The organism is Pannonibacter anstelovis (genome assembly GCF_036881715.1).
GTDB lineage: Bacteria > Pseudomonadota > Alphaproteobacteria > Rhizobiales > Stappiaceae > Pannonibacter > Pannonibacter anstelovis.
Genome location: NZ_JBAKBF010000001.1, coordinates 419862 through 437384 on the forward strand (window position 1 = coordinate 419862; position 17523 = coordinate 437384).

General features: G+C 62.6%; 17 protein-coding genes. 9 read left to right on the forward strand and 8 right to left on the reverse strand.

Features of this window, described 5'->3' with window-relative positions; genetic code table 11:
* The first annotated feature begins 812 nt into the window (after positions 1-812).
* Positions 813-962: a DUF1127 domain-containing protein gene (locus V6L75_RS01875; protein ID WP_334249832.1), complete on the forward strand. Its 150-nt coding sequence runs from the start codon at positions 813-815 to the stop codon at positions 960-962.
* Between the two features lie 514 nt (positions 963-1476).
* Positions 1477-1626: a DUF1127 domain-containing protein gene (locus V6L75_RS01880; RefSeq protein ID WP_334249833.1), complete on the forward strand. Its 150-nt coding sequence runs from the start codon at positions 1477-1479 to the stop codon at positions 1624-1626.
* Positions 1627-1905: 279 nt separating this feature from the next.
* On the opposite strand, the gene V6L75_RS01885 is transcribed toward V6L75_RS01880, so the two are convergent.
* Positions 1906-2556 (reverse strand): hypothetical protein, encoded by a 651-nt coding sequence (locus V6L75_RS01885; RefSeq protein ID WP_334249834.1) that lies wholly within the window; start codon positions 2554-2556, stop codon positions 1906-1908.
* A 268-nt stretch (positions 2557-2824) separates the two neighbouring features.
* Here V6L75_RS01885 and trmFO point away from each other — a divergent pair, with 268 nt between their 5' ends.
* Positions 2825-4240 (forward strand): methylenetetrahydrofolate--tRNA-(uracil(54)-C(5))-methyltransferase (FADH(2)-oxidizing) TrmFO, encoded by a 1416-nt coding sequence (trmFO, locus tag V6L75_RS01890; protein ID WP_334249835.1) that lies wholly within the window; start codon positions 2825-2827, stop codon positions 4238-4240.
* Positions 4241-4404: 164 nt separating this feature from the next.
* On the opposite strand, the gene gmk is transcribed toward trmFO, so the two are convergent.
* The 7 genes from gmk to fabD form a co-directional block, all read right to left on the reverse strand.
* The gene (gmk, locus tag V6L75_RS01895) at positions 4405-5130 is read right to left on the reverse strand and encodes a guanylate kinase (RefSeq protein WP_082440050.1); all 726 of its coding nucleotides are present in this window, start codon (positions 5128-5130) and stop codon (positions 4405-4407) included.
* A gap of 3 nt (positions 5131-5133) precedes the next feature.
* Positions 5134-6024, reverse strand: a complete 891-nt coding sequence (locus tag V6L75_RS01900) for a YicC/YloC family endoribonuclease (RefSeq protein WP_334249836.1) — start codon at positions 6022-6024, stop codon at positions 5134-5136.
* Between the two features lie 86 nt (positions 6025-6110).
* A complete protein-coding gene (mltG, locus tag V6L75_RS01905; protein WP_334249837.1) occupies positions 6111-7277 on the reverse strand; it encodes an endolytic transglycosylase MltG in 1167 nt (388 codons plus the stop codon).
* A 243-nt stretch (positions 7278-7520) separates the two neighbouring features.
* Positions 7521-8783, reverse strand: a complete 1263-nt coding sequence (gene fabF, locus V6L75_RS01910) for a beta-ketoacyl-ACP synthase II (RefSeq protein WP_334249838.1) — start codon at positions 8781-8783, stop codon at positions 7521-7523.
* A 65-nt stretch (positions 8784-8848) separates the two neighbouring features.
* The gene (locus V6L75_RS01915) at positions 8849-9085 is read right to left on the reverse strand and encodes an acyl carrier protein (RefSeq protein ID WP_019966097.1); all 237 of its coding nucleotides are present in this window, start codon (positions 9083-9085) and stop codon (positions 8849-8851) included.
* 249 nt (positions 9086-9334) lie between these two features.
* A complete protein-coding gene (gene fabG, locus V6L75_RS01920; RefSeq protein WP_058899881.1) occupies positions 9335-10072 on the reverse strand; it encodes a 3-oxoacyl-[acyl-carrier-protein] reductase in 738 nt (245 codons plus the stop codon).
* Between the two features lie 74 nt (positions 10073-10146).
* Positions 10147-11094 (reverse strand): ACP S-malonyltransferase, encoded by a 948-nt coding sequence (fabD, locus tag V6L75_RS01925; RefSeq protein WP_334249839.1) that lies wholly within the window; start codon positions 11092-11094, stop codon positions 10147-10149.
* Positions 11095-11618: 524 nt separating this feature from the next.
* On the opposite strand from fabD, the gene rpsF reads away from it, so the two are divergent.
* From rpsF to radA, 6 genes are all read left to right on the forward strand, one after another.
* On the forward strand, positions 11619-12050 hold the full coding sequence (rpsF, locus tag V6L75_RS01930; RefSeq protein ID WP_334249840.1) for a 30S ribosomal protein S6: 432 nt from the start codon (positions 11619-11621) through the stop codon (positions 12048-12050).
* A 6-nt stretch (positions 12051-12056) separates the two neighbouring features.
* Positions 12057-12305 carry a 30S ribosomal protein S18 gene (gene rpsR, locus V6L75_RS01935; RefSeq protein WP_019966101.1) on the forward strand — a complete coding sequence of 83 codons (249 nt, stop codon included), beginning with the start codon at positions 12057-12059 and terminating at the stop codon, positions 12303-12305.
* Between the two features lie 162 nt (positions 12306-12467).
* Complete coding sequence (rplI, locus tag V6L75_RS01940; protein ID WP_334249841.1) at positions 12468-13028, forward strand: 50S ribosomal protein L9; 561 nt, start codon at positions 12468-12470, stop codon at positions 13026-13028.
* A gap of 286 nt (positions 13029-13314) precedes the next feature.
* Positions 13315-14799 (forward strand): replicative DNA helicase, encoded by a 1485-nt coding sequence (locus V6L75_RS01945; RefSeq protein WP_334249842.1) that lies wholly within the window; start codon positions 13315-13317, stop codon positions 14797-14799.
* Positions 14800-14923: 124 nt separating this feature from the next.
* Positions 14924-16081, forward strand: coding sequence for an alanine racemase (alr, locus tag V6L75_RS01950; RefSeq protein WP_334249843.1), 1158 nt, complete (start codon positions 14924-14926; stop codon positions 16079-16081).
* A gap of 1 nt (position 16082) precedes the next feature.
* Positions 16083-17501, forward strand: a complete 1419-nt coding sequence (gene radA / locus V6L75_RS01955) for a DNA repair protein RadA (protein WP_334249844.1) — start codon at positions 16083-16085, stop codon at positions 17499-17501.
* Positions 17502-17523 lie beyond the last annotated feature (22 nt).

Consider the following 17523-nt stretch of genomic DNA (forward strand, 5'->3'; position numbering starts at 1 on the left):
TTTTCCGGCAGATTTAAGCACCTCGCCGCAAACATAACTCTGGTTTCCGGGGCGAAGCGGCGGCCTGACAGGACTGGACGGCCCGGTATGCCTGGAGATCTTTGGCGGATTTCTGGCGGGCGAATCTTGTAAATGCAGAAAGCTTCCCGATCTGCTGCAGCCTTTGAAACTGGATGGCGGCGCCTGCGCGCCCTCCGGTCATGGACACCTTCAGCCAAGCAGGAGAGGCAATCTGCCGCTACGGAGGCCCCGGAACGCGCCTTCAAGCTGAGCGCGCAGGAGACAACGCAGGCGCATTTCTCCTCGGCCTCCTGTCTGAAAGGCCACATGCGGCATTCATGCAGCAGTCTCTTCCTGGAGCAAAGGTGTCCTGTCCCTCAACAACCTTGATCCCGGGCAAGGCAAAGCAAGGTTCCTTCCGACAACCTCTTCACAGTGGCTTGTGGCTTGTGGCTTGCGCCATGTGCCCGGCGCATGCGGCAGCCACGAATCCGGCTATCGCTGCATTGCAGCACAATCTTTTCGACAGTGAGAGACCAAGATACAACCAGAAACTTCAAGTGCATCTCGTGTTGCAGCGCAAATTTCCGCATTTTGATCGGTTTAAATGCCTATCAGGGTGCCTGATGTCCGCCCATCATCGTTTGTTTTTCCGCCTTGCATAATTCGCATGACTGACATGCCAAACTTCCACTTCTCGCAAATGCGAAAACGAACTATCTCTTGGACATCGGAACGGCGCTGCACCGCACAATAGCCAAACAGGCTGCGGGCCGACAGCTGACGCTCCGGATGGTTCAAGGAACACGAAAATGATCGACACTGTTGTTCGCAAGTACAATTCCTGGGTCAACTACCGCCGCACGGTGGGCGAGCTGTCCCGTCTGTCCAATCGCGAACTCAGCGACCTGGGCATTGGCCGCGGCGATATCCGTTTCATCGCACGCCGCGCCAGCATGTAATCGAGATCGCGGTCACGGGCTCTCCTCCTCCCAAGCCTTGTGACTGTGTGCCGGCGGGGTTCTTCTCCTCCCAAACCCTGCCAGCTGAAACAGCGCCCGCCAGTACCTCCTCCCACTGGCGGGCGTTCGTTTGTCTGAAGTTTAATAGTCCTTTCTAATCAAACCGCTAGACCACGTGTCAGGCTGCCGCAGATTTGCCGGCGGCCTTTTTGCTGTCCGATCGCCCCTGCTCTCCGCGCACAACGCTCACTTCCAGAAAACCAACTCTACAGCAGGTACAGAGCCGCTCCCCACCCTGCCGCGGCCAGCCTTGCTCCGGATCTGCCACAATCCGGCCACATGCCCTTCACCTGTGCAGATGCACATTAATCATGCATTGCATTGCCTGCAGGGCAGGCATGTAGCAGCCCCCATAGCTGAAACCTGCGAACAGGCCTAGATAAGCGTCACAAGATGCAACGCCAACAAGCGCGCTGCCACAGCTTCAAGAACAAAGCAAAGAACGGATAAAATCATGCTGCACGACATCGTCTCCAAGTATCGCTCCTGGAAGAAGTACCGCGCGACTTATGAAGAGCTTGCCCGCATGTCCTCGCGTGAGCTGAGCGACATCGGCATCTCCCGCGCGGATATCGCCGCCGTCGCCCGTGGGGCCATGCGCTAAGACGCAGCCCCAGCCTGCTTTCGCTGCTCTGCAGCATAGGCAGGCCAGCCATGCAGAATTGTGCATGGCGGTACCGCCAGACCCGCGGTACAAGATACTCAACAACGGGGCGCCAAGCGGTGCCTCAGTTCTCCCGGACCAAAGGACTCCTCCTCCCACCTGCGGTCCGGAACAAGCCGGTTCTCCTCCTCCCGAACCGGCTCTGGAAAGAGCGCTCGCCGAACTCCTCCTCCCATCGGCGAGCGCTTTTCTCGTTTTAAGTTCCCCTTGAAAACTCAATCACCAAGCGCCTGCCGCAGCAAACCAGCTCTCGAGCGGCTGCACTACAGGCGGCTCTGCGCTGGCAAGCACCCAGCTGTCGATCGCATAGGCCTGGCCGCGCGCACGCTCCCGCAGAACCGCCGTGGCATGCGGATAGCGTCCATCGAGCAGAAAGCCGCGCGCTACAGGCGATGCAACACGGTGATGGCGCAACAAACCCTCACGTTCTGCATAGAGAAGCAGGCTGGTGGTGTTGCTGGCCTCGTCGATACAATCCATCTGTCCCGGTACACTGGCATTGCGCATGTCGAGGCCGCCAATATCCGGCGCGGTTCCAAGCGCTGCCGTTACGCGCGCCTCCTGCCACTGCACCGCCTTCGCCACGGCCTTGCGCTCTGCGGCCGGCGACTTCTTGCCAGAGGCGAGAATCAGTGCGAGCTTCCGCCTGTCCGCCCTGGAGAAATCCACCGGTGTCTTGTAGGTGCAGCCGAAGCCGTGACAGATGTAGAGTCTGTCCTCCCGGGGCAGCAGCGCATTGCGGTCGCGGTACCAGGTATCCGGCCCAAGTTCCGCTTGCACTGCGCAGCCTGCAAGCATTGCAGCCACAAGCAGTATCTGAAGGGCGATCCCTGTCTTGCCTGCGTGCAGTCGTGTTGCCTTGGTGCGCATGTGCCGCCTTCCTTCTCAGCCGGAGCGACGCCCGTCCGCGTCCATCGACAAACTGCTCTCCGCCCAGCCTACGTCAAACACTCCCCTCCAGCCATACGGCAGACCTTACCGGCTCAGGTTTAGTGGCGGCTTTCCGTTGCATCGCCCCTGTCATGCGGGTATCAGGGGCTTGAGATGCAGGACCGCAGCGCGGACTGGCGCCGCAAGACCGGCAGCCGGGCCATATGTCCGGTCCAATCCTTTTCAGCACAAGCACAGGCAGAGCCACGTGACGAAACCCATTCATGTGATCGGCGGCGGTCTCGCCGGTTCGGAAGCAAGCTGGCAAATCGCCCGCGCCGGTGTTCCGGTCATTCTCCACGAAATGCGCCCGGTGCGGGCAACGGATGCGCACAAGACGGACGGGCTGGCCGAGCTGGTCTGTTCCAACTCCTTCCGCTCCGATGATGCGGACTACAACGCCGTCGGATTGCTGCACTGGGAGCTGCGCCAGGCTGGCTCGCTGATCATGCAGGCGGCCGACGCCCATCAGGTGCCCGCCGGCAGCGCGTTGGCGGTGGACCGGGACGGCTTTTCCGAAGCGGTGACGCAGATGCTCACCTCTCATCCGCTGATCACCATCGAGCGCGGCGAACTGACCAGCCTGCCGCCGGAGGACTGGGATAATGTGATCATTGCCACCGGGCCCCTCACTTCTCCGGCCCTGTCGGAGGCAATTCTGGCACGGACGGGCGAGGACTCGCTTGCCTTCTTCGACGCCATCGCGCCGATCGTGCATTTTGATTCCATCAACATGGATGTGGCCTGGTTCCAGTCCCGCTATGACAAGGTGGGCCCGGGCGGCACGGGCAAGGATTACATCAACTGCCCTCTGGACAAGGCACAGTACGAGGCCTTCATCGATGCGCTGATCGCGGGCGAGAAGACAGAATTCAAGGAATGGGAGGCCAACACCCCCTATTTCGACGGCTGCCTGCCCATCGAAGTGATGGCGGAGCGCGGCCGCGAAACCCTGCGCCACGGGCCGATGAAGCCGATGGGCCTCACCAACGCCCATAACCCGACCGTCAAGGCCTATGGCGTGGTGCAGCTGCGCCAGGACAATGCCCTCGGCACGCTCTACAACATGGTTGGCTTCCAGACGAAGCTGAAATATGGCGCACAGGCCGAGATCTTCCGCATGATCCCGGGGCTGGAAGACGCCGTCTTCGCGCGTCTCGGCGGGCTGCACCGCAACACCTTCCTCAATTCGCCGAAGCTGCTGGACGGCACGCTGCGGCTGAAGGCCGATCCGCGCCTGCGCTTTGCCGGCCAGATCACCGGCTGCGAAGGCTATGTGGAATCGGCCTCAGTCGGCTGCATGGCCGGGCTGTTTGCCGCCGCTGCCGCACAGGGACGTGACCTGACGCCACCGCCTGCCACCACGGCGATGGGTGCGCTGCTGGCGCATATCACCGGCGGGCACCTTGTGCATGAGGAAGAAGGCGCACCGCGTTCATTCCAGCCAATGAATGTCAATTTCGGCCTGTTCCCGCCAGTGGAAGCCCCCAACAAGGGTGAAGACGGCAAGCGCCTGCGCGGAGCGGAAAAGGCCAAGGCCCGCAAGCTCGCCATGACACAGCGTGCCCGCAGCGATTTCGGCAGCTGGGTGCAGGAAATCGGCCTGCCACAGATGGCAGGCTGAGAGTGGCAGGTTGAAGACGCTTCTGGCAGGGCGGGCTCCTTGCGCCGCTGACAGGTCCCGGCACAAGGCCGGGACGGCGCGGAAGAAGCGTCATTTCATTGCTTGCAAAACCAACAGGGCTCCGCATGCGGAGCCCTGTTTCGTTTCAAATGAAGGAAGTGAGATCAGCCTTCGGCATCGCTTACGCCGGCTTCACCCAGCTCGCGGCGCAGGTCATCCACCATGCCGTCGATGAAGGGCCCGATGGCCGCGGAGCGGGAGCGGCGGTGGCGCTCGGCGCGCAGGATGGACTGCACCGCCAGAAAAGCGCGGCTGAGGTCGTCATTGACGACCACATAGTCATATTCGCTCCAGTGGCGCATCTCGCCAACGGCAGTCTTTAGCCGCCTCAGAATCACGTCATCGGCATCTTCCGCACGCCGGTGCAGGCGGGATTTCATCTCGGCAATGGAGGGCGGCAGAATGAAGATCGACACCACATCCTCACGCATCCGCTCGTAAAGCTGGAAGGTGCCCTGGATGTCGATGTCGAACAGCACGTCCCGGCCGCTGCGCAGCGCCTGCTCCACCGGATCGCGCGGTGTGCCGTAGTAGTTGCCGTGCACTTCGGCCCATTCCAGCAGCTCTTCCCGGTCGCGCATCAGCTCGAACTTTTCACGGGAAATGAAATGGTAGTGCACGCCATCGATCTCGCTGGTGCGGCGCGGGCGCGTCGTCACCGAAATGGACAGGGACAGGCTTGTCTCCTGCCCCAGCAGATTGCGGGCAATCGTCGATTTGCCCGCGCCCGAAGGCGAAGACAGAACGAGCATGAGGCCGCGGCGGTGCGCCTCGGCCTCATCGGCGGTAACGGATGTCCCGGCGGGACGGGCGGACTTGCTGCCTGCCATTGATCACTCCAGATTCTGGATCTGCTCACGCATCTGATCGATGACGGATTTCAGCTCAAGGCCGATGGCCGTCAGCGCCACGTCGTTGGACTTGGAGCAGAGCGTATTCGCTTCCCGGTTAAATTCCTGTGCGAGGAAATCGAGTTTGCGGCCCACAGGCCCGCCGTCGGCCAGAAGCTTGCGGGCAGCAGCCACATGGGCGGCCAGCCGGTCCAGCTCTTCCCGGATGTCGGCGCGGGTGGCAAGCAGCACGGCTTCCTGATGCAGCCGCTGCGGATCGAGCGCGGGCGCAGCCTCCAGCAGAGCCGCCACCTGTGCGGCAAGCCTGTCGCGGATCGCCTCTGCCGTACGGGCCGGATGCCGCTCAGCCGCATCAGCCGCTACAGCAATGGCGGCAAGCTGCCCTTCCAGAACGCTGCCGATGGCCGTGCCTTCCGCCTTGCGCATGCCGATGAGAGCCTTCAGCGCCTTATCGAAGGAAGCGGCCAGCGCGGCAGAAAGTGCAGCGCGCGCCTCTTCGTCTTCAACCGGCTCGCGCAACTCCAGCACGCCCTTGTGTGCGAGAATGCCATCAAGGCTCGGCGGTACGGCTTCGGGCAGGCGCCGCTTCAGCAGCTGCACCGCATGCAGAACGGCCTCAAGCGCCGCCTCGTTGATGGTGAGAACCGCATCGCCCTGATCCCGCTGCAGCGACAGGGAAATGGAAACATTGCCGCGGGCAAGCGCCTTGCCGCAGCGCTCGCGCAGCTGCGCTTCCAGGTCTTCCATGCCGGGAGGCAGACGGAAGCGCAGGTCAAGGCTCTTGCCATTGACGGAGCGCAGCTCCCAGTGCCAGCGCACAGCGCCATGAGATCCTTCAACCCGGGCAAAGCCGGTCATGCTGGACAAAGCCATGTCCTGATCCTTCCCCCCGGAACCGGTTCAGGAGACAGACGCCGGGCCTGCGCATGGTGCTGGCCCGGCGTCTGTCTCCTGCCGGTTCAGTTTTGTGTGGCCGGAGCGGCCCCCTCCTGCGCAGCGGCCTCAGGGGCGTCCTCGCTGGTGGCAGCGCCGCTGCCACCAGACTGCTGTGTACGGCGGGTGCGCTCAATTTCGCGCCACTTGCGTACATTGGCCTGATGCTGCTCGTAGGTCTCGGCAAAGATATGACCGCCCGTACCATCGGCAACGAAATAGAGATCCTTCGTCCGCGACGGGTTGGAGACTGCTTCCATGGCCGCACGGCCCGGATTGCCGATCGGCCCCGGCGGCAGCGCACGGATCTGATAGGTGTTGTATTCGGTCTTCTTGTCGAGATCGGCACGGGTGATCGCGCTGCGGTCAGTGGTCCACGCCTCTCCCCCATAAAGCCCGTAGAGAATGGTCGGATCAGACTGCAGCGGCATCGACTTGTTCAGCCGGTTGACGAAGACACCGGCAACGCGCGGGCGCTCATCAGCCCGGGCGGTTTCCTTCTCGACAATCGAAGCCAGAATGACCAGCTCCTCGGGTGTCTGCACGGGCAGCCCCTCAACCCTGCGCTCCCAGATCTCTGCCAAAAGCTTGGTCTGAGCTGCACGCATCTGGTTCAGGATCTGCTGGCGCGACGCGCCGCGCGTGAAGGTGTAGGTCTCAGGCAGCAGTGCGCCTTCCGGCGGGATATCCGTAATCTCCCCGGTGAGAACCTCGTTCTCCCGCAAGCGCCGGATCACCTGCGCCGTCGACCAGCCTTCGGGGATGGTGACGGAATAGACCACCGCCTTGCCTTCCACCAGGTCCGTCATAACGTCGCGCATGCTGGAGCCGGCCTTGAACTCGTATTCACCGGCCTTCAGCCGGGCCGCATTCTTGTAGGCCCGCACACCCAGATTGAATACGAGGCCATCCGAGATCACGCCATTGCGCTCAAGGGTGTCGGCAATGCCGCCAAGGCCCTGGCCGGACGAAATGATGACGGTCTTGTCCTCGGTCAGAGGACCTGAAGCGTCGAATTCCTGCTTGCCCCAGTAGATGCCCGCACCAATGGCAAGAAACAGGATAACAGCGCTGGAAAGCACAAGATTGATCAGGATGACAACGGGATTGCGCGCATGGCGCGACCGCTGGGGCGGTTCTGGCGCCCGGTCGGGCTGGATGGCCTCGCGTGGGCTCTTTGGCTTGACACGCATGGTCGCTCGCTCCTTCGGATCCTGCCGCCCCCGGCACCCCGCAAAGAGGGCCCGCAGCAGATTGTCAAGGGTATGAGGGAGACCCGTACGGCACGGCCGTCAGTCCCTCCCCTCTCGTTCAACTGCGGCCAGTTGGCCGGAAGCATTCCGGCCCGGTTCTGTGACACCGCCCGGCTTCGCCGCAGCTTCAAGGGATTAACCTTGTCAATGCGGCGAAACGAGGAAATCGTGACGGGAGGGCTGTCAGCCCTCGACGCGGCGCAGGATAAGCGAAGCGTTGGTGCCGCCGAAGCCGAAGGAATTCGACAGGGCGACATTGATCTGCTTCTTGCGCGGCTGATGCGGCACCAGATCGATCCGGCTCTCGACAGACGGATTGTCGAGATTGATCGTCGGCGGCGCAATGTTGTCGCGGATGGCAAGAACGGAGAAGATTGCCTCGACCGCACCGGCCGCACCCAGCAGGTGGCCGATGGAGGACTTGGTCGAGGACATGGAGATCTTGTCCGCCGCATCGCCAACGAGCCGCTCGACCGCACCAAGCTCAATGGTGTCGGCCATTGTCGACGTGCCATGGGCATTGATGTAGTCAATGTCGCTGACCTGAATACCAGCACGCTTGAGCGCCGCGCTCATGCAGCGGTAGGCACCATCGCCATCTTCCGACGGCGCCGTGATGTGATAGGCATCACCAGACAGGCCGTAACCGATGACTTCGGCATAGATGGTGGCGCCACGGCGCTTGGCGTGCTCGTATTCCTCAAGCACGACAACACCGGCACCTTCACCCATCACGAAGCCATCACGGTCCTTGTCATAGGGACGCGAGGCCTTTTCAGGCGTATCGTTATAGATGGTCGACAGGGCGCGGCAGGCGGCAAAGCCGGCCAGCGCGAGACGGCAGACGGGAGATTCCGTGCCGCCGGCAACCATAACGTCGGCATCGTCAAGCGCGATGAGACGGGCTGCATCACCAATGGCGTGAGCGCCGGTGGAGCAAGCCGTCACAACGGCATGGTTCGGCCCCTTGAGGCCGTGGCGGATGGAAACCTGACCGCCGGCCAGGTTGATCAGGCGGCCGGGAATGAAGAACGGGCTGAGGCGGCGCGGCCCCTTGTCCCGCAGCACGTGGGCTGCTTCCTCGATACCCTGCAGGCCGCCGATGCCGGAGCCAATGAGTACGCCCGAGCGGATCTGCTCCTCGTACGTCACAGGCTTCCAGTTTGCATCGGCGAGCGCCTGATCGGCAGCAGCCATTGCGTAGACGATGAAATCGTCAACCTTGCGCTGCTCCTTCGGGTCCATCCAGTCGTCGGGATTGAACGCCCCTTCGACTGACGGATCGCGCGGGATCTGACAGGCAATCTTACAGGCGAGGTCCTCGACTTCGAAGCTGCTGACGCGCTGCGCAGCACTCTTGCCCTCGAGGATCTTCTTCCACGTCACGTCAACGCCGCTACCATGCGGCGTCACCATGCCCATACCGGTAATAACTACTCGTCTCATCAGCCCGCACATGTTCCGGGCGGAAGCGTCACCGCTCCCCCCCACAGGTCACGAATAACCGGGGATTAACCGGCGTTCTTTTCGAGGAAGCTGACTGCGTCGCCGACAGTCAGGATCGTCTCGGCTGCATCGTCGGGGATCTCGACGCCGAATTCTTCTTCGAAAGCCATCACCAGCTCGACGGTGTCGAGGCTGTCCGCACCGAGGTCATCGATGAAGCTTGCACCAACAACGACCTTCTCGGCGTCGACGCCCAGGTGCTCGATAACGATCTTCTTAACTCGTTCCGCGATATCGCTCATTTTATTTACCTCGGTGGTTTTTACGAACCGGACACACGCTGCAGGATGAACCGGACCTCAGTCTTTGCACAGCCTGCTTGCGGGCGCTACCCGGACAAGAGCAACGGAAGGCCTATGAAATCAAGCCATTCCATCAGTCTTTCCAGAATAATCGGCGGCTAGGTATCACACTTTATCAGGCTTGACCAGCCGCCGCCCCTGGAGTGGACCCGCGTTTTCCGCCAATGGCGCAAAACACGGATTCCAAAGTCAAATCATGGCCATGCCGCCGTTCACATGCAGCGTCTGGCCAGTCATGTAGGCTGCCTCGTCGCTGGCAAGATACACAGCTGCACCAGCAATTTCCGCAGCCGTGCCCAGACGGCCAGCCGGAACGGAACCGAGAATCGATTCCTTCTGCTTGTCGTTCAGCACGTCCGTCATCGCGGTTTCGATGAAACCGGGCGCGATCGTGTTGACCGTGACATTGCGGCTGGCGATCTCGCGGGCGATGGACTTGTACATGCCGATCATGCCGGCCTTGGCCGCTGCATAGTTGGCCTGGCCCGGATTGCCGGTGACGCCGACCACGGAGGCAATGCCGATGATGCGGCCGTGGCGGCGCTTCATCATGCCCTTGATGGCCGAACGGCAGATATGGAAGTTGGACGTGAGATTCACTTCCAGCACCTGATCCCATTCTTCATCCTTCATGCGCATGAAGATGTTGTCGCGGGTGATGCCGGCGTTGTTCACCAGGATGTCGATCTGGCCCATGGCAGCTTCCGCTGCCGGAACCAGCGCCTCAACAGCGGCGCGGTCGGACAGATTGGCGGGGACAACGTGCACCCGCTCCTTGAGATCGGCAGCCAGCGCTTCAAGCTTTTCGGCACGGGTACCGGACAGCGTAACGGTCGCGCCCTGCGCATGCAGCGCACGGGCAATGGCTTCACCAATGCCGCCGGTGGCTCCGGTGACGAGAGCCGTCCTGTTGGTCAAGCTGAACATCTTAGGTTTCCTTTCAGTTTCCCGTCAGCGGCGCTGCACCTTAACTCAGGCGCGGCACCAGCATTAAACGCCCCTCAGCCGTTCAGGCGCTCCAGCACGGCATCCACATCGCCCGGAGCATTGACGGCAAGGCCGGCCGCATCCTTGGCAATGCGCTTGATCATGCCGGTCAGAACCTTGCCTGCGCCGATCTCGACAAAAGTGTCAATCCCCTCGCCTGCCAGCCACTCGATGGATTCGCGCCAGCGCACAGTGCCGGTGACCTGCTCTACGAGACGGTTGCGGATTTCGGCCGGATCCGTCACCGGGCGCGCCAGCACGTTGGCAACCAGCGGCACCTTCGGCGCGTGGATCGTAACACCCGCCAGCGCTTCGGCCATGGCGTCAGCTGCAGGCTGCATCAAAGAGCAATGGAAGGGCGCGGACACCGGCAGCAGCACAGCGCGGCGCCCGCCCTTGGTCTTGGCAATTTCAAGCGCCCGCTCAACGGCGGCCTTGTGGCCGGAGACCACAACCTGCCCCGGCGCATTGTCATTTGCAGCTTCGCAGACCTCACCCGGAGCGCTGGCTTCCGCCGCAACTTCACGGGCAACGTCGAAATCCAGCCCGAGGAGCGCCGCCATAGCACCAACACCCACCGGCACGGCGGCCTGCATGGACTGGCCACGCAGGCGCAGCAGACGGGCGGCATCACCGATGGACAGGCTCCCGGCAGCCGCAAGGGCAGAATATTCGCCGAGCGAATGACCAGCGACATAAGACGCAGAGGCCTTGAGATCGATGCCGCGTGCTTCCATCACGCGCAGCGCAGCAAGGCTGACGGCCATCAGCGCGGGTTGAGCGTTGGCCGTGAGGGTCAGCTGATCCTCGGGGCCATTCCACATGAGCTCGGAGAGCTTTTCGCCGAGCGCCTCATCCACTTCTGCAAAGACGGCACGTGCCTCGGCGGAGCCTTCCGCCAGTTCCTTGCCCATACCCACGGCCTGGCTGCCCTGACCTGGGAAAATGAATGCAACGCCCATAACGCGCGGCCTCCGTCGCTTGGCACCGGCTCTCAAGCGGCCGGCTGTCCTCAACTCATGATGCAAGGGACTGACCGGACATCAGGGCGGCGAAACCTGCCATTCGATATCTTCCGGCCGCCCTCTTGCGGCAAAATGATCCGCCGCTATGGTCTGGCAGACAGGGCTGTGTCAAGAGCATATGCCCCCTGCACCGCAGCGAAAGCGGCCAAAGTCCGTGGGAAACTGCCCGCAGCATGAGGCTGAAACGCTGACGGGAGGCCAACAGGCACCCTGCTCCGCTCCATTCGCCGGCTGTGATTTGATGCAGTCTGCGCTTGCATTTGCGGGCGCCTTCTATATACAGCGCCACTATCCGGAACCTTGGCTGGTGGCTGAACGGAAGGATGCGCAAGCATCAGGGGCGTCAAACTCCCGTCTTCCCGTGTCTCCGCTCTCGTAGGACTTTACGTACCTTTCCGTAGGCACGTTGAGGCTTTGCGCCAGGTTTTCCCGGATAGACGCTAGAGAAAGGCAAGACACACATGCCGCTTTATGAGCACGTGTTCCTGGCGCGCCAGGACATCTCGACCCAGCAGGTCGAGCAACTCGTTGAACAGTACAAGGGTCTGATCGAAGCCAACGGTGGCAAGGTCGGCAAGATCGAGAACTGGGGCCTGCGCGCGCTGGCTTACCGGGTCAAGAAGAACCGCAAGGCCCACTACACCCTGATGAACATCGAAGCTCCGCACGCAGCTGTTGCGGAAATGGAGCGTCAGATGGGCATCAACGAAGACATCCTGCGTTTCATGACGCTCAAGGTCGAATCTCACGATGACGAGCCGTCTGCCATGATGCAGAAGCGCGACCGTGATGACCGCCGCCGCCGCGACGACAAGTTCGGCAGCGACCGTCCGGCCCGTGAGCCCCGTGGTGAGCGGAGCGAACGCGCTCCCCGCCGTGCAGATGCGGAGTAATTGAACATGCCTGAAATCGCACAGATCCCGGCCCGCCGCCCGTTCTTCCGCCGCCGCAAGACCTGCCCGTTCTCGGGCGAGGGTGCTCCGGTCATCGACTACAAGGACATCCGTCTGCTGCAGCGCTACATTTCCGAGCGTGGCAAGATCGTTCCGAGCCGCATCACCGCGGTCTCCGCGAAGAAGCAGCGTGAGCTGGCCCGCGCCATCAAGCGCGCCCGCATCCTGTCGCTGCTGCCCTTCGTCATCAGCTAAGATCACGGCTCACGCCTGATCTGATCAAGACGCGGCCCGCCGGCTTCATGCTGCGGGCCGCGCCGGACTCTTGAGGGTCCGGCATCCCGGATTGGGGCCGGCGGGTTTGTAGACCGGCTTCTAACCGCCCGAGAGGCGGGACAGACCGACTGGAGAAATCCTATGGAAGTCATTCTTCTGGAACGCGTGGCCAAGCTTGGCCAGATGGGCGACAAGGTGCGCGTGCGCGACGGTTACGCCCGTAACTTCCTGCTGCCGCAGGGCAAGGCGCTGCGCGCCAACAAGGCGAACCTTGCAAAGTTCGAAGCTGAGCGCGCTCAGCTGGAAGCCCGCAACCTGGAGCGCCGCAAGGATGCCGAGGCCGTTGGCGAAAAGCTGGCTGGCCAGAGCTTCATCGTGATCCGTTCGGCTGCCGAAACCGGCCAGCTCTACGGCTCCGTCTCCACCCGCGACATCGCCTCCGTGGCGACCGCTGGCGGCTTCAGCGTTTCCCGCAGCCAGGTTCACCTGTCCGAGCCGATCAAGACGATCGGCCTGCACACGGTCGCCATCGCCCTGCACCCGGAAGTCGAAGTCTCGATCACCATCAACGTTGCCCGTTCCGCTGACGAAGCCGAGCGCCAGGCAGCCGGTGAAGATCTGAGCCAGCGCGAGCAGGACAGCTTCGAGTTCGAAGAAGACGAAGCCGAAGAAGGCGAAGTCGAGGCCGAAGACGAGGAGTAATCCTCTCCGGCCCGGCTTGCCCGGCTCAAGATCAGGCGGTGCCCTACCGGGCGCCGCCTTTTTCTTTGCCTGTTTTATAGACGCACGAGCGCTGTTCCGGGCAGGTATGTCCGCAGGATATCCACAACCCGCCCCCAGCCCTTGTCCACATGCACCAGTCAAGGCGCGAGATGACTTGTCCCCGTTGATCTTGCTCGGGCTGAGGATAATTGCCTCCCCTGAACTGCGGCCTTTTCCTGCGCCCTTAACCCCGGTAAACGAAATATGACCGCGACCGGGGGACCACATGAAGGGCACTATCCAGAAGATCGAAACGGCGAGCGAGACCGTGCGCGTCGCTCCGCATAACGCGGAGGCTGAGCGCCAGCTGCTGGGAGCGATTCTGGTCAACAACGAGACCTATTACCGTGTCTCCGACTTCCTGGAACCGCACCACTTCTTTCTGCCGCCGCACAAGGACATTTACGAGAAGATCGGCCAGCTGATCCGGGCTGGCAAGACAGCCTCACCCATCACGCTCAAGACCTTCTATCCTGCGGACATCAAGATCGCTGATCTGAGCGCGACGCAGTATCTGCTGCGCCTTGCCGCCGACGCCGCCTCGATCATCAACGCGGAAGACTATGGCCGCATCATCTATGACCTCGCTGTCCGGCGGAACCTGATCCGCATTGGCGAGGACATGGTCAACATCGCCTATGACGCGCCCATCGACATGCCGCCCAACCAGCAGATCGACGACGCCGAACGGCGCCTGTTCGAACTGGCGGAGACCGGCCGCAGCGAAGGCGGCTTCATCACCTTCGGCGATGCCCTGACCGAAACCATCCATATGGCCCATGCGGCCTATAACCGCGAAGGCGCCCTGTCGGGCATTTCCTCAGGGCTGACTGACCTTGACCGGCTGATGGGTGGCCTGCAGCACTCGGATCTGATTGTGCTCGCCGGCCGTCCCGCCATGGGCAAGACCTCGCTCGTCACCAATATCGCTTATAACGTTGCCCAGGCCTATCAGGCCGAAGAGCAGCCGGATGGCTCGCTGAAGACGGTGAATGGCGGTGTCGTCGGCTTCTTCTCGCTGGAAATGTCGGCCGAGCAGCTGGCCACCCGTATCATTTCCGAGCAGACCGAGATTTCCTCCTCGAAAATCCGCCGCGGTGACATTTCCGAGGCCGATTTCGAGAAACTAGCCGCCGCTGCCCAGCATATGCAGACCGTGCCGCTTTACGTGGACCAGACCGGTGGCATCTCCATCGCCTCGCTGGTGGCCCGCGCCCGCCGCCTCAAGCGCCAGCGCGGCCTCGACCTGCTCATCGTCGACTATATTCAGCTGCTCTCCGGCTCGTCCAAGAACAGCGGCAACCGCGTGCAGGAAATCACCGAAATCACCACGGGCCTGAAGGCGCTGGCGAAGGAGCTGAACGTTCCCATCATCGCGCTGTCACAGCTCTCCCGTCAGGTGGAATCGCGCGAAGACAAGCGCCCGCAGCTGTCAGATCTGCGCGAATCGGGCTCCATCGAGCAGGACGCCGACGTGGTGCTCTTTGTGTTCCGCGAGGAATATTACCTGTCCAAGACCATGCCTGAGGAAGGCACGCCCGAATATGAGGCCTGGGTGGACAAGTTCGAGCGCGTCAAGGGCAAGGCGGAAGTCATCATCGCCAAGCAGCGTCACGGCCCCACCGGCACGGCCCAGCTGCACTTCCAGGGCGAGTTCACTCGCTTCTCGGATCTGGCGCAGGAAGACTATATGCCCGAGCGGATGGAGTAACCCGTCCAGACCAGTCTATGATGCCCGAAGATTTGGGCAAGGTGCCGATTCGGTGGCCCGCACGGAAGCCTCTGCGTGCGGGCTCTGCCTTGCTTTTGGCTTCATGACACAGGACCCGCAGAGCATGACAAGCTCCAGCCACGGGCAAACCGTAATCCCGGCCGGCAGCCGTCTGACGATCGATCCGCTCGCCATCGCGCGCAACTGGCGCCGTGTGAAGGACCAGCTCATGCCCGGCACCCAGTGTGCTGCCGCCGTGAAGGCCGATGCCTATGGCTGCGGCCTTGCCGTAACAGTGAAGCACCTTGCAGAAGCGGGCTGCTCCGCCTTTTTCGTGGCAACGCCGCAGGAAGGCGTCACTGCCCGTCAGGCAGCGCCCGGTGCCGTCATATACATCCTCAACGGCCTGTTCCCCGGTGCTGCTCCCCTTCTGACCGAGGCAAGGCTTCGGCCAGTCCTTGGATCGCTGCCGGAGATCGAGGAATGGGCGCTGTTCTGCCGTGAGCGCAAGGTGAAGCTGGAAGCGGCCATCCACATCAACACCGGCATGAACCGGCTCGGCCTCAACGCTCCCGAATGCGAACGGCTGGCGGCGGACCAGCTGCTGCTTGAAGCTTTCACCCCGTCCCTGCTGATGAGCCACCTTGCCTGCGCAGCCGAGCCTGCACATCCGATGAACAAGGCGCAACTTGCCGCCTTCGAGGCGATGAGCGCGTATTTCCCCGGCGTGCCGCGCTCGCTGGCCAATTCGGCGGGCGTGTTTCTGGGGCCGGAGTTCCATTTCGATCTGGTGCGCCCAGGTATTGCGCTCTACGGCGGCCAGATCATCGACCATCCGCCCATGAAGCTGGAGACAGTGGTCCGCCTTGAGGCCCGTGTGCTGCAGGTCCGCAAGGTTCCGGCTGGTGAAGGCGTCGGCTATGGCCTTGCGCGAACAGCAGAGCGTGACAGCCGCATTGCCATGATTTCCTGCGGCTATGGCGACGGATTTCTCAGGGGCGCAGGCAGTGCAGACGGAAAACCAGGCGCATCGGCCTGGGTTGATGGGCACCCCTTGCCTCTGTTTGGCCGGATCTCCATGGACATGCTGGCTGTGGATGCCACCGATGTTCCGGCAGACAAGCTGCGCCGGGGCGCCTATGTGGAACTTCTGGGCCCTAACGCCAGCCTTCAGGCGGCGGCATCGGCGGCCGGAACCATTGATTATGAACTGCTGACAGGCCTTGGCCGGCGCCACGAGCGTGTTTATGGCCCGCTGGACAGCGGGACGACCGGAGACTGACATGGCCCGCCGCAGCTCATCCTTTGTGTGCCAGGCCTGTGGCGCGATCACAGGCAAATGGACCGGCCGCTGCGAATCCTGCGGCGAGTGGAACACCATCGTCGAGGAGGCCGAAGGCAGCGGCGTCGGCGGCGGCCCGTCCAAGGGCAAGATCACCCGTGGCCGCGTCGTGCCGCTGGTCGGTCTTTCGGGCGAGGCCAAGGAAGCCCCGCGCTTCCAGAGCGGCATCAAGGAACTGGACCGGGTCACCGGCGGCGGCTTCGTCAAGGGCTCCGCCCTGCTCGTTGGCGGTGATCCGGGCATCGGCAAATCCACACTGCTCATTCAGGCTTCGGCAGCGCTCGCCAACAAGGGCCTGCGCTCGGTCTATATTTCAGGCGAAGAGGCGATTGATCAGGTGCGGTTGCGTGCCGAACGCCTCGGCCTTGCCAATGCGCCCGTGGCGCTTGCCTCGGAAACCAGTGTCGAGGACATTCTCGCAACGCTGGAAGCTGGCCCTCCCCCTGCCCTGCTCATCCTCGATTCCGTCCAGACGCTGTGGACGGAGCTGGCGGATTCGCCTCCCGGCACGGTCACCCAGGTGCGCGCCTCGGCGCAGGCCATGGTCCGCTATGCCAAGAAATCCGGCACCGCCATGGTGCTTGTCGGCCATGTCACCAAGGATGGCCAGATCGCAGGCCCGCGTGTGGTGGAGCACATGGTCGACGCAGTGCTCTATTTCGAAGGTGACGGCGCGCATCAGTACCGCATCCTGCGCTCGGTAAAGAACCGCTTTGGCGCTACGGACGAAATCGGCGTGTTCGAGATGACAGGCGCGGGCCTGCAGGAAGTGGCCAATCCGTCAGCGCTTTTCCTTGGAGAACGCTCGTCCAATGCACCGGGGTCAGTGGTCTTTGCCGGGCTGGAGGGCTCCCGCCCGCTGCTCATTGAAATTCAGGCGCTCGTCGCCCCCTCGCCGCTTGGCACGCCCCGCCGTGCCGTGATCGGCTGGGACAGCGCCCGCCTGTCGATGATCCTGGCGGTGCTGGAAGCGCGCTGCGGGGTACGCTTTTCGCAGCACGATGTCTATCTGAATGTGGCCGGCGGCCTCAGGATCAATGAGCCGGGTGCAGACCTTGCGGTAGCTGCTGCACTGGTCTCTTCACTCAGCGGGCTTGCCCTGCCGGTGAATTGCGTCTATTTCGGCGAGGTCAGCCTCTCGGGCGCCGTCAGACCGGTGGCCCAGGGACAGGCAAGGCTTAAGGAAGCGCAGAAACTCGGCTTTGACCGCGCCATCTGCCCGGCTGGAAACATCAAGGATGGGGCCGGACCGGAACTGAGCGCGGAAGGAATACAGGACCTGAGCGCCTTCATCGCCAAGATTGCTGCCAAGGGCAGCGGGCGGGCCGGCGGCGGGGCCCGGGATGTGCGGAACGACTGACAGCAGCATGGCGCCGCAAACG